Raw genomic sequence first — 12508 nt, forward strand, 5'->3', positions numbered from 1 at the left:
CGGTCCAATGCAAAGCATCAAGAGAGATAACGATGAGTCGCAAACAACGTGCCCTATTCGAACCCCGATTAATGCGTACCGCCCTTGTCGCGGCGTTCACGAAGCTGGATCCTCGCGCACAGTGGCGCAATCCGGTGATGTTCGTGGTCTATCTGGGCAGTATTCTCACAAGCCTTATCTGGCTTGCGGTCCTGAGCGGTTATACGCCCGGCAGTGCCGGATTCACCGGCAGCATCGCGCTGTGGCTGTGGTTTACCGTGCTGTTCGCCAATATGGCCGAAGCGCTGGCGGAAGGTCGCAGCAAGGCGCAGGCCGAGAGTCTGAAAGGCGTGCAGAAAACCAGCTGGGCCAAAAAGCTGCCCGAAGCCCGCTATGGCGCAAAAAGCGAGAAAGTTTCGGCCGACAGTCTGCGCAAGGGGGATGTGGTCCTGATTGAAGCCGGTGATACCGTGCCCTGCGACGGCGAAGTGCTGGAAGGCGGCGCATCCGTCGACGAAAGCGCGATTACCGGCGAGTCTGCACCCGTTATCCGGGAATCGGGCGGGGATTTCTCGTCGGTAACGGGCGGCACCCGTGTGCTTTCCGACTGGCTGATTGTCGCCTGTACCGTGAATCCGGGCGAAACCTTCCTCGACAGAATGATAGCAATGGTCGAGGGCGCCAAACGCCGCAAGACGCCGAACGAAGTGGCGCTGACGATTCTGCTTATCGCGCTGACGCTGGTGTTTGTGCTCGCGACGGCGACGCTCTATCCGTTTTCGCTGTTCAGCGTTCAGGCGAGCCAGGGCGGCGTGCCCGTCTCGGTGACCGTGCTCGTCGCGCTGCTGGTCTGCCTTATCCCGACAACCATTGGCGGCCTGCTGTCGGCCATCGGCGTGGCGGGGATGAGCCGCATGCTTGAAGCCAATGTGATTGCCACCAGCGGTCGCGCTGTAGAGGCGGCCGGTGACGTCGATGTTTTACTGCTCGACAAGACCGGCACCATCACACTCGGCAACCGTCAGGCGGCCCGGTTCCTGCCTGCGCCAGAGGTAGGCGAGCAGGCGCTGGCCGATGCGGCGCAGCTCTCCTCTCTCGCCGATGAAACGCCCGAAGGCCGCAGCATTGTGGTGCTTGCGAAACAGCGCTTTAACCTGCGCGAACGCGACATCGCCTCGATGAACGCGACCTTTGTGCCTTTCTCGGCGCAAACGCGAATGAGCGGAGTCAACGTCGGCGACAGAATGATCCGCAAGGGCGCGGTAGACGCCATTCGTCGCCACGTCGAAGCGCATCGGGGTCACTTCCCGCCCGCCGTCGAAGGGTTGGTGGACTCGGTCGCCCGCAAGGGCGGCACGCCGCTGGTGGTGGTCGAAGGCGCACGCGTGCTGGGCGTTGTGGAGCTCAAGGACATCGTGAAAGGCGGCATAAAAGAGCGGTTCGCCGAGCTGCGCAAGATGGGTATCAAAACGGTGATGATCACCGGCGATAACCGCCTGACTGCCGCCGCCATTGCCGCCGAAGCGGGCGTGGATGATTTTCTCTCGGAAGCGACGCCCGAAGCCAAGCTGGCCCTTATCCGCCAGTATCAGGCCGAAGGTCGGCTGGTGGCGATGACCGGCGACGGCACCAACGACGCACCGGCTCTGGCGCAGGCCGACGTCGCGGTAGCGATGAACTCGGGCACGCAGGCCGCCAAGGAAGCGGGCAACATGGTGGATCTGGACTCCAATCCGACCAAGCTGATTGAAGTGGTGCACATCGGTAAACAGATGCTGATGACGCGCGGTTCACTGACCACTTTCAGCATCGCCAACGACGTCGCCAAATATTTTGCCATTATTCCGGCCGCCTTTGCCGCAACCTATCCGCAGTTGAATGCCTTGAATGTCATGCACCTGCATTCGCCCGCCTCGGCGATTCTGTCGGCGGTAATCTTCAATGCGCTGGTCATTGTCTTTCTCATTCCGCTGGCGCTGCGCGGCGTAAGCTACAAGCCGATGAGCGCGGCAGCGCTACTGCGTCGCAACCTGTGGATTTACGGGCTGGGTGGTCTGCTGGTGCCCTTTGTTGGCATCAAGCTTATCGACCTGTTACTGACTCTGCTGCATTTGGCTTAAATATTTTTCAAGGAACACGCCATGAACATGCTTTCTCGTCATCCCTATCTGCGCCCTTCCCTTACGCTGCTGCTGGTATTCACCCTGATAACGGGGCTGGCGTATCCGCTGCTGACCACGGGCCTGTCGACGCTGCTTTTCCGCACGCAGGCGCAGGGGTCACTGATCGAACTCGACGGTAAACCGGTCGGCTCCGCACTGATCGGTCAGGGTTTTTCGCGCCCGGATTATTTCTGGGGACGTCCTTCCGCGACCGCCGATAGCGCCTATAATGCGATGGCGTCCGCCGGAAGCAATCTGGCGGTCAGCAATCCGGCGCTGGATAAACTCATTGCCCAGCGCGTGGCGGCGCTGCGGGCGGCCAATCCACAGAGCGCACTGCCGATCCCGGTCGATCTGCTGACCGCCTCGGGGAGCGGACTGGATCCACAGATTTCCGTGGCGGCGGCGCGGTGGCAACTGCCGCGCATCGCGAGTGCGCGCAAGCTGTCGGCGGAACGCGTCGAACAGTTGATTCGCGACAATACCTCCGCACCGCTGGCGGGCTTTACCGGCCAGCCTGTGGTCAACGTGCTGACGCTCAATCTGGCACTCGACCGCGCAACGCACAACTAACAAGGCATTCGCATGGCAGAAAACGAGATCCAGCGGCCCGACCCCGACAGTCTGTTGGCGCTGGCCAACGAAAAACCCCGCGGTCGGCTGAAGATTTTCTTTGGTGCCTGCGCCGGTGTCGGAAAAACCTATGCCATGTTGCAGGAGGCGCAAAGGCTGCGTGCCACGGGGCTGGACGTGGCCGTCGGCGTGGTCGAAACCCACGGTCGCCGCGAAACCGAAACGTTGCTGCCCGGTCTGGAACGGCTGCCGCCCAAGCGTCTTTCCCATCGGGGTCGCCAGCTCGGCGAATTCGATCTCGACGCCGCGCTGCTGCGCCGTCCCGCGCTGATTCTGATGGATGAACTGGCGCACAGCAACGTCGCCGGTTCCCGCCATCCCAAGCGCTGGCAGGACATCGACGAGCTGCTCGACGCCGGTATCGACGTGTTTACTACCGTCAATGTCCAGCACCTTGAAAGTCTCAACGATGTGGTGAGCGGCGTGACTGGCATAACGATACGTGAAACCGTGCCCGACCATATTTTCGACCAGGCCAGTGACGTGGTGCTGGTCGATTTGCCGCCCGACGACCTGCGCCAGCGGCTCAAGGAAGGCAAGGTGTACATCCCCGGCCAGGCCGAACGCGCCATCGAAAATTTCTTCCGCAAAGGAAATCTCATTGCCCTGCGCGAACTGTCGCTGCGCCGTACCGCCGATCGGGTTGATGACCAGATGCGCGCGTTTCGTGACACGCAGGGCAAGGAGCGAAGCTGGCACACGCGCGATGCGCTGCTGCTGTGCATGGGTCACGGCAGCGGCAATGAAAAACTGGTGAGAGTCGCGGCGCGTCTGGCCGCGCGACTGGGCTGCGTCTGGCATGCGGTGTATGTCGAGACGCCGCGCCTGCATCGCCTGCCGGAAAATCGCCGACGGGGCATTTTGCAGGCGCTGAAACTGGCGCAGGAGTTGGGGGCGGAAACGGCAACGCTTTCCGATCCGCACGAAGATCAGGCTATTCTGCGCTACGCCCGTGAGCATTATCTGGGCAAGATTGTGTTGGGCCGCCGCAGTCTGCACCGCTTTCACTGGGGCGACACGCTCGCCGATCGGTTGGCAAAACGCGGGCCGGAACTCGATTTGCTGATAGTCAGCCTGGATGAGACGCCGGTGAACAACGGGCGAAAAGAGCCGGATAATCGGCTGTTCGGCGAGCGTTTCAGCCGTCAGTTGCAAGGTTGCGCGCTGGCCGTCGTGCTGTGCGCACTCATCACGTTTGTTTCGCAGTTTCTGGTGCCCTTCTTCGACCCCGCCAATCTTATCATGGTGTATCTGCTCGGCGTGGTTGTCACCGCGCTGTTTTATGGCCGCCTGCCTTCGGTGCTGGCGGCGGTAATCAATGTCGCCAGCTTTGACCTGTTTCTGGTGCAGCCGCGCGGCTCCTTTGCGGTAACGGACGCCCAATATCTGCTGACCTTTGCCGTGATGCTGACAGTCGGCGTGCTCATCGGTAATCTGACCGCAGGCGTGCGTTATCAGGCGCGCATTGCCCGCCACCGCGAGAAACGCGCGCAGCAACTCTATGAGATGTCCAAAAGTCTCAGTCAGGCGGTGACGCCCGAGGCCGTCGCGCAAACCAGTCGCCATTTCATTTCGGCGACCCTCAAAGCCAAGACGGCGGTATTGCTGCCGCCCGACAATGCGGAAACGCCGGATTTACAGCAAAGCGATGTGCCGACGGGACAGGCGATTGCCGTGGATCAAGCGATAGCCCGCTGGAGTTTCGACAAACAGTCGCCCGCCGGTGCCGGAACAGATACGCTGCCCGGCGTGCCCTATCAGCTCCTGCCGCTGGTCGCTTCGGGCAAATCGCTTGGCCTGCTGGCGGTCGAACCGGCGAATATCCGTCAACTTCTGGTGCCGGAACAGCAGCGGCTGCTGCAAACGTTTACCGTTTTGATTGCCAACGCGCTTGAAAGGCTGGCGCTTGCGGCACAGGCGGAGAGTGCGCGACTGGAAACCGAACGCGAGCAACTGCGCAATTCGCTGCTTGCCGCCCTCTCGCATGACCTGCGCACGCCGCTGACCGTTCTGTTCGGGCAGGCCGAAATCCTGACGCTGGATCTCGCAAGCGAAGGCTCGCCCTTTGCTCCGCAGGCCAATCAGATCCGCCAGCAGGTGTTGAGCACCACGCGACTGGTCAATAATCTGCTGGACATGGCGCGCATTCAGTCCGGCGGATTCAATCTGCGCAAGGAGTGGCAGGCGCTGGAAGAGATTATCGGCAGCGCGCTGCGCATGCTGGAACCTGTGCTCATCGGCCATTCTATTGTCATCGATCTGCCGGAAACCATGCTGCTGGTCAACTGCGACGCAAGCCTTATCGAACGGGTGTTTATCAACCTGCTGGAAAATGCCGACAAATATGCCGGTGCGCGGGCCGATATTCTGATTCGGGCGCGCGCCAACGGCGACTGGCTGGACATTGAGGTCGCCGATAACGGACCGGGCATTGCTGCGGGCGGAGAAAGGCAGATATTCGAGAAATTCGCGCGGGGTAACAAAGAGTCGGCCATTCCCGGCGTGGGCTTGGGGCTGGCCATTTGTCATGCCATTATAGAAGTGCACGGCGGGCGCATCTGGGCAGAGAATCGTACTGCGGGCGGCGCAAAGTTCTGCTTCACCCTCCCGCTTGAAAAACTGCCGGACGTGGAATCTGAAAACGCTTATCTATCAAAATAATGGAGCACAGTGATTACCCATATCCTGATCGTTGAAGACGAAAAAGAGATCCGCCGCTTTGTGCGCACTGCGCTGGAAAGCGAAGGCTTCAAGGTATTCGAAAGCGAGACCTTGCAGCGCGGACTTATCGAGGCCGGAACCCGCAAGCCGGATCTGGTTATTCTCGATCTCGGCCTGCCGGATGGCGATGGATTGGACTACATTCGCGATCTGCGCCACTGGAGCAGTATCCCGATTATCGTGCTGTCGGCCCGCACCGACGAAGCCGACAAGATTGCCGCGCTGGATGCCGGTGCGGATGACTTTCTGACCAAGCCGTTCGGCGTGGGCGAACTGCTGGCGCGGGTGCGCGTTTCGTTGCGCCGTCATGCGGGCGGGCAACAGGAAAGTCCGCGGGTCAGTTTCGCCGATGTCACGGTCGACCTGATTAATCGGCGCGTGCAGCGTGCCGGAGAAGACGTGCATCTCACGCCTATCGAATTTCGCCTGCTGGCCGAGTTGCTGGCCAACAGCGGTAAAGTCATCACTCAACGGCAGTTGCTCAGCCACGTGTGGGGCCCGAATTACGTGGAGCACAGCCATTATCTTCGCATTTACATGGGCCATTTGCGGCAAAAACTCGAGCAGGATGCCACAAGGCCGCGTCATCTGCTGACGGAAACGGGCATCGGCTACCGTTTCTTGCCCTGAGTGTCTTAGGCTTCTTCTTCCGGTTTTGTCGCCATTTCCGCATCAATGGCGGCAAATTCGGCCTCGATGATCTCGACCGCTTTACGCAGAGTGGCGTTGACGCGCGTTACCTGTTCAGGACTGAGATCGTCGCGCATCAGATTCTTGCGCAGTACGTGGCGCAGGCTGTGCATGCTTTCGGCGATGCCTTCTGCCAGATTGCCTTCGCGCTCATGGCGTTTCTCGCGCTTTGCCAGACGGGCAAAAATGGCGTTGAGCACTTCCTGATGTTTCGTAAGCTCCTCCTGTCCTGCGGCGGTCAGCTGATAGCTTTTACGCCCGTTGCCGGTTTCCAGCGGCTCCAGGAGATCCTGCTCTTCAAGCAACGTCAGCGTAGGATAGATAACGCCCGGACTCGGCACATAAAGACCCGATGACGCCTCTTCGATGGCCTTGATAAGCTCGTAGCCGTGGCTCGGTTTTTTCGCCACCAGCGCCAGCAGCACCAGACGCAGATCGCCATGCTCGAACAGGCGTTTCATCTTCTCTCCGCGACCGCCGCCGCGACGTGGACGCTTTTCACCACGACCTTCTCCGCGCTCCGCGTGACCTTCGCCCATCGGCGCATGACGGCCGCCGCGACGTCGACCCTGAGACTCGGCGCGCTCGCTCCCTGCTTCTGCGCCATGTCGGCGTGATCTTTCCCCATGACCGCGATGGCGACCGTCCATATTCTTACCCAACAATGAATGACCAAACATATAAATACCTCTATTTAGATATATCGAAACATTTTCGATATATCTAAATTAGATCAGCTCGGGATCTTTGGCAAGTCTTTATGTGCATTTAGATATATCTTTTTTCACCTTGAGAATGACAAAACGTGGGCATAAAAAAAGCGCTGTATAAACAGCGCTTTAATGTCATCAGGAAAAATAGCCCGGAATTATTTGGCGTCGGCGAGCACCTTGCTGACGATATCCACGGCTTCTTTTTCGATTTTTTCGCGGTGTTCGGCACCCAGGAAGCTTTCACAATAGATTTTGTAGGCTTCTTCGGTACCGGATGGACGCGCGGCGAACCAGCCGTTTTTGGTCATGACTTTCAGACCGCCAATAGAGGCGCCATTGCCCGGTGCCGAGGTCAGGCGATCGGTAATCGGGTCGCCCGCCAGCGTATCTGCCTTGACCTGCTCCGGAGAGAGTTTGGACAGCGCCGCTTTCTGCGCGTGGGTAGCCGGTGCCTGAATACGGTTGTAGCTCGGCGCGCCGAAGCGTGCGGCCAGCTCATCGTAATGCTGCTGCGGATTCTTGCCGGTAACGGCAGTGATTTCGGCCGCCAGCAGACACAGAATGATCCCGTCTTTGTCGGTTGACCACGGGGTGCCGTCGAAACGCAGGAAGGAAGCCCCGCGCTCTCTTCACCGCCGAAACCGAAGCTGCCGTCGAACAGGCCGTCAACGAACCATTTGAAACCCACCGGCACTTCCACCAGCTTGCGGCCCAAATCTTCCACTACGCGGTCGATCATTGCGCTGGACACCAGCGTTTTACCGACGGCGACATCCGCGCCCCACTGAGGACGATTCTGGAACAGGTAGTTGATAGCCACCGCCAGATAGTGGTTCGGGTTCATCAGGCCTTTCGGCGTAACGATGCCGTGGCGGTCGTAGTCAGGGTCGTTGGCGAAGGCCAGATCGAACTTGTCTTTCAGCGCCAGCAGGCCGCCCATTGCGAACTCGGACGAGCAATCCATGCGGATCACGCCGTCGTGGTCGAGATGCATGAAGCGGAAAGTCTGGTCGACCTCATCGTTGACCAGGGTCAGGTCAAGCTTGTAGTGCTCGGCGATGCGCTGCCAGTAGGCAATTCCGGAACCGCCCAGCGGATCGACACCGAGTTTCAGGCCCGCTTTCTGAATGGCCGGCATGTCGATGATTTCGCCCAGTGCTTCAACGTAGCCCTGCACCAGATCTTTTTCGTTCAGATGACCGCTCTGCCAGGCTTTGTCGAGAGACAGACGTTTGATGTCTTTCAGGCCGCCCGCAATCAGCGCGTTGGCGCGCTTTTCGATAACGGAAGTCAGGTCAGTGTCTGCCGGGCCGCCGTTGGTCGGGTTGTACTTGATGCCGCCATCTTCCGGGGATTGTGCGAAGGGGTGATGACGATACCGTCTGCCAGCGCGCCGCCCTGCTTGTTGTGGGTCAGGATCGCGTGGGAAACCGCAGGCGTTGGCGTGAAACCGTTGTCTTCCTGCACGATGACGTCAACGCCATTGGCAGTCAGCACTTCCAGCACAGAGATAAATGCCGGTTCAGACAGCGCGTGGGTGTCTTTACCTACGTAGCATGGACCGGTAGTCCCCTGCTCTTTGCGCACTTCGGCGATGGCCTGGGCAATCGCTAAAATGTGAGATTCGTTGAAGCTGTGGCGTCCGGCGCTGCCGCGATGTCCAGACGTCCCGAATTTTACCGCGTGAGCGCTGTTGGACGAATCTGGCTGCAGCACATAATACTGCGACGTAAGTTGTGCAACGTTAATCAAATCGCTTTGCTGAGCAGGTTGCCCTGCACGGGGGTTGTTAGCCACTGGCATTTCTCCCTAATGCTGTATTAAAGGGTTCCGCAAACTTTATCGATCAGTTCGACAGGGAACTGCATCAATTGCATGATGTGCTCTATCATGCTGCGTTTACGGCCTGTGTTGGTATTGGTGATGACCCAATAAGGTGTTCCTGGTACGTGCTTTGGCTTGGTATGAATACCGTTTTGCAGCAGCGTTTGCTGGTCACCGGCAAAATAGGTGCGGGTGCGGCCGGTAAGAGATTCGGTCGCCACGGCGAATTGTTTGGGATCGAGCGTGTATAAAGTCGTGAGGATCAGCATAAAGCGGTTCACCGCCTTGGTCTGCTCGGCATATTCGTCAGACAGCATCAGCTCGCGCATGGCGCGCACGCGGTCACGCGGCGTATTGGTGGCGACAACGGGCTTTTCTGCGGGTGCCGCGCTGGCTTTGGCTGGCGCCTGCACTTCCTGGCCGGCAGTAAATTTCAGCATCCGCCGTAAAATGTCTGATGCACTTTCACCGATATGCTGCGTGTGGCTCGCGATATAGCGGTAAAGCTCTTCATCAACCTCAATCGTTTTCATCTTTATCCAGTACTGTTTTTCTACTTAATTTATTCAAAGGATTATACAAATTAAACTGCGCAAACAAAAAGGCTAATCACCTCAATATTCAAAAAGCAGAATAAACCCTATATCCCACTCGGAAAATCTTCCGTAACTCATGATAACCTAATGAGATCCTTACCTGTAATAAATGTCTGTACGGACTCTGCCATGAAATTACATTATCGACTGCAACAGGCCGAAACGCCTGAAAATCAGACTTTGCCGGTGCTGCTGGTTCACGGGCTATTCGGCACGCTGGATAATCTCGGCATTTTGGCGCGTGACCTGAAACAACAGCATAGTGTGCTTCAGGTGGATTTGCGAAATCACGGGCTTTCTCCGCGCTCGCCGGTCATGACCTATCAGGCGATGGCCGAAGACCTGCGCGAAACGCTCGACGACGCCGGTATCGACAAGGCGCTGGTCATCGGGCACTCGATGGGAGCCAAGGCGGCAATGGCGCTGACCGCCGTCGCGCCGGAACCGTGTCGCCAGACTGGTGGCGATAGACATGGCGCCGGTGAGTTATGGCGTGCGCCGCCATGATGACATTTTCGCCGCGCTGAATGCCGTTACCGAAGCCGGTATCACGGACCGCGCAGGGGCAACCCGGTGCATGCAGCAGTTCATCGGGGAAGACGGCGTTATCCAGTTTCTTTTGAAATCCTTCCAGCAGGGCGAATGGCGGTTCAACGTGGCTGCACTGCATGAACAATATGCGCATATCATTGGCTGGCAGGACGTCTCGCCGTGGCCGCATCCGGCGCTGTTTATTCGCGGCGGATTGTCCGATTACGTGAACGACAGCCATCGCGAGGCCATTGCGCGGCAGTTCCCGCTGGCACGCGCCTATGTAGTGGCAGGCAGCGGACACTGGGTGCATGCCGAAAAGCCCGAGGCGGTTCTGCGCGCCATTCACCGCTTCATAGACGCCTGAGCGCCCTCTTGCGACCTGATTTACCGATAATGCCCCCGCGACTGTGCAAAAAAGGGCGAATCCTAATAACTTAGCTAATATTCAAGGTAGTTAGGCGTTGTGGAGGGATATACGCTAGGGTATGATTGCGCGCTGTAATTTTGCCCCTGCGCCGAGGCGTTTTTTCTCGGGCGTCTGAGGTAAATTGGGTTAGGGTTTGTTAACCCGAAATGTGTAACCATCTCATCTGAAAGGGCCTTGCGCCGCTTTTCGATGTAACTTCCCTAGTTGTACCGCTACCTATGGCAAAAGAACAACTGGATCGCACGACGCTCGATCTGTTCGCAGACGATCGCCGTCCGGGACGTCCAAAAACAAATCCGCTATCTCGCGATGAACAGCTTCGGATTAACAAGCGTAATCAGCTTCGCCGTGACAAAAACAACGGTTTACGTCGCGTCGAGTTGAAAATCAATGCCGAAGCCGTCGATGCGCTCAACAAGCTGGCGGAACAGCAAAATATCAGCCGTAGCGAGCTGATTGAACAGATGCTGCTGTCTCATCTGAACAATCAGCAAAGCTCGTCTTCGCACGACTGATTCGGGCGGGTAACTTTCCCGGTTACCCGCCGTTGCTGTCTCTCTTAGCCTTCGCTCGACGTTTGTCTGTCCTCTGCCTTGCCAAGTGCCATTCTATTTAACAAAACCCCTTACAGAACACACAAAGGCGATAACGCTCGGCCGATTTGCCCGATAAACTGTGCGTCATTAATTCCGGGCGTCATCAATCAGCGCGCGCAGGCACGTTTGCCGAGAGTGAACTATGCTGCAGAAGCGCTGACCGCCTAGTCAGGATACGTCGAGAATATGTTCTCGGCTCGCCGAGTTTGCTATCATCCTGCCTAAATTGACTCGCACGCCGCGGACGAACAAACAGACTCATTGAGTCCATTAAAGAACAAGAGGTTAGATAAGCTTATGGCAGTTGTAGGTATCTTCTTTGGTTCCGACACCGGAAACACCGAAAACATCGCAAAAATGATCCAGAAGCAGTTGGGTAAAGAGGTGGCCGACATTCAGGACATCGCCAAAAGCAGCAAGGAAGATTTGGAAAAATACGATATCCTGCTGCTCGGCATCCCAACCTGGTACTACGGTGAAGCACAGTGTGACTGGGACGACTTTTTCCCGACTTTGGAAGAGATAGATTTCGAAGGCAAACTGGTTGCGGTGTTCGGCTGTGGCGACCAGGAAGACTACGCGGAATATTTCTGTGATGCGATGGGTACCGTGCGTGACATCATCGAACCTCGCGGCGCAGTAATCGTAGGCCACTGGTCTACCGAAGGTTACGGTTATGAAGCGTCCAAAGGCATGGCGGATGACACGCATTTCATCGGTCTGGCTATCGATGAAGACCGTCAACCCGAGCTGACCAACGAACGCGTCGATGCCTGGGTGAAGCAGATTTCCGAAGAATTAAGCCTTGCAGAGATTATCGGTTAATCCCACACAAAGGCTAAGGCCCTGAAACGTTGAGGTTATTCGTGAAAGGGCCAAACTATCACTGAAATTAACAATTTAACGGCTTCAAAATTGTAAATTTCAGCCCGATCAAGGTACACTTAGAGTATCTGTTTTTATCATTCTACCCAAATTGGGTTTAAAACCTCTGGTCTTGCTACAAACCTTCGGGTCTGCTTAAAACCTTTGGATTAGAATGATGGTTGTAAACAGCCCACCGTTTTCATTAACGTGATTAGCATAGTGACAGGACTAAATCCGCATGACTGACAACAACACCGCACTGAAGAAAGCCGGCTTAAAAGTCACGCTTCCACGCCTGAAAATCCTGGAAGTGTTGCAAGCCCCGGCAGGTCATCACGTCAGTGCGGAAGATTTGTACAAAGAACTTATCGATATGGGCGAAGAAATTGGTCTGGCCACGGTTTACCGTGTTCTTAACCAGTTTGACGACGCCGGCATTGTTACCCGCCACAACTTTGAAGGCGGCAAGTCAGTGTTTGAACTGACCCAGCAGCATCACCATGATCACCTGATTTGCCTCGATTGCGGCCGCGTTATCGAATTCCGCGACGAGTACATCGAAGCGCGCCAGCGTGAAATTGCAAAACGTCACGGTATTAAATTAACCAACCACAGCCTGTATCTCTATGGTCATTGCGAAGACGGCAACTGCCTGGAAGATGAAACGCTGCACGGTAAAGGCTAATACCCTGCACCAGACGGGTTTTGAAGGAAAAGAACCTGCCTGTAAAAAAATGACCGCTGAAAAGCGGTTTTTTTGCCTTGC

Annotated in this window: 9 protein-coding genes and 2 pseudogenes; 8 read left to right on the forward strand and 3 right to left on the reverse strand. The window is 57.0% G+C overall.

Annotated elements, in window-relative coordinates; all coding sequences use genetic code 11:
* Positions 1–32 precede the first annotated feature (32 nt).
* The 4 genes from kdpB to kdpE are packed head-to-tail and all read left to right on the forward strand — an operon-like array spanning position 33 to position 6125.
* On the forward strand, positions 33–2099 hold the full coding sequence (kdpB, locus tag O1V66_RS12230) for a potassium-transporting ATPase subunit KdpB (RefSeq protein WP_045046183.1): 2067 nt from the start codon (positions 33–35) through the stop codon (positions 2097–2099).
* A gap of 21 nt (positions 2100–2120) precedes the next feature.
* Entirely contained in the window at positions 2121–2714 is a 594-nt protein-coding gene (gene kdpC, locus O1V66_RS12235) for a potassium-transporting ATPase subunit KdpC (protein ID WP_045046182.1), read from the forward strand.
* A 12-nt stretch (positions 2715–2726) separates the two neighbouring features.
* Positions 2727–5435 carry a two-component system sensor histidine kinase KdpD gene (gene kdpD / locus O1V66_RS12240; RefSeq protein WP_045046181.1) on the forward strand — a complete coding sequence of 903 codons (2709 nt, stop codon included), beginning with the start codon at positions 2727–2729 and terminating at the stop codon, positions 5433–5435.
* Positions 5436–5444: 9 nt separating this feature from the next.
* Complete coding sequence (gene kdpE, locus O1V66_RS12245) at positions 5445–6125, forward strand: two-component system response regulator KdpE (RefSeq protein ID WP_045046180.1); 681 nt, start codon at positions 5445–5447, stop codon at positions 6123–6125.
* 5 nt (positions 6126–6130) lie between these two features.
* Here kdpE and O1V66_RS12250 read toward each other — a convergent pair whose 3' ends face one another.
* The 3 genes and pseudogenes from O1V66_RS12250 to seqA all read right to left on the reverse strand — a co-directional run bounded on the left by O1V66_RS12250 (position 6131) and on the right by seqA (position 9255).
* Positions 6131–6865, reverse strand: a complete 735-nt coding sequence (locus O1V66_RS12250) for a PadR family transcriptional regulator (RefSeq protein ID WP_414058385.1) — start codon at positions 6863–6865, stop codon at positions 6131–6133.
* 188 nt (positions 6866–7053) lie between these two features.
* Positions 7054–8695: pseudogene (gene pgm, locus O1V66_RS12255) on the reverse strand (phosphoglucomutase (alpha-D-glucose-1,6-bisphosphate-dependent)).
* Positions 8696–8718: 23 nt separating this feature from the next.
* The gene (gene seqA, locus O1V66_RS12260) at positions 8719–9255 is read right to left on the reverse strand and encodes a replication initiation negative regulator SeqA (RefSeq protein ID WP_045046178.1); all 537 of its coding nucleotides are present in this window, start codon (positions 9253–9255) and stop codon (positions 8719–8721) included.
* Between the two features lie 192 nt (positions 9256–9447).
* Between seqA and ybfF the strand changes: the two are divergent.
* The 4 genes and pseudogenes from ybfF (at position 9448) to fur (ending at position 12427) form a co-directional block, all read left to right on the forward strand.
* Positions 9448–10216, forward strand: a pseudogene (gene ybfF, locus O1V66_RS12265) (esterase).
* Between the two features lie 281 nt (positions 10217–10497).
* A complete protein-coding gene (gene ybfE, locus O1V66_RS12270; RefSeq protein WP_045046176.1) occupies positions 10498–10794 on the forward strand; it encodes a LexA regulated protein in 297 nt (98 codons plus the stop codon).
* 378 nt (positions 10795–11172) lie between these two features.
* Complete coding sequence (fldA, locus tag O1V66_RS12275; RefSeq protein WP_045046175.1) at positions 11173–11700, forward strand: flavodoxin FldA; 528 nt, start codon at positions 11173–11175, stop codon at positions 11698–11700.
* A gap of 280 nt (positions 11701–11980) precedes the next feature.
* Positions 11981–12427 carry a ferric iron uptake transcriptional regulator gene (gene fur, locus O1V66_RS12280; protein WP_045046174.1) on the forward strand — a complete coding sequence of 149 codons (447 nt, stop codon included), beginning with the start codon at positions 11981–11983 and terminating at the stop codon, positions 12425–12427.
* Positions 12428–12508 lie beyond the last annotated feature (81 nt).

It is taken from the genome of Rouxiella chamberiensis, from assembly GCF_026967475.1.
GTDB lineage: Bacteria > Pseudomonadota > Gammaproteobacteria > Enterobacterales > Enterobacteriaceae > Rouxiella > Rouxiella chamberiensis.

Coding starts and splice junctions, on each gene's coding strand:
- kdpB (WP_045046183.1), top strand. CDS start 33: ATGAGTCGCAAACAACGTGCCCTATTCGAACCCCGATTAATGCGTACC.
- kdpC (WP_045046182.1), top strand. CDS start 2,121: ATGAACATGCTTTCTCGTCATCCCTATCTGCGCCCTTCCCTTACGCTG.
- kdpD (WP_045046181.1), top strand. CDS start 2,727: ATGGCAGAAAACGAGATCCAGCGGCCCGACCCCGACAGTCTGTTGGCG.
- O1V66_RS12250 (WP_414058385.1), bottom strand. CDS start 6,865: ATGTTTGGTCATTCATTGTTGGGTAAGAATATGGACGGTCGCCATCGC.
- seqA (WP_045046178.1), bottom strand. CDS start 9,255: ATGAAAACGATTGAGGTTGATGAAGAGCTTTACCGCTATATCGCGAGC.
- ybfE (WP_045046176.1), top strand. CDS start 10,498: ATGGCAAAAGAACAACTGGATCGCACGACGCTCGATCTGTTCGCAGAC.
- fldA (WP_045046175.1), top strand. CDS start 11,173: ATGGCAGTTGTAGGTATCTTCTTTGGTTCCGACACCGGAAACACCGAA.
- fur (WP_045046174.1), top strand. CDS start 11,981: ATGACTGACAACAACACCGCACTGAAGAAAGCCGGCTTAAAAGTCACG.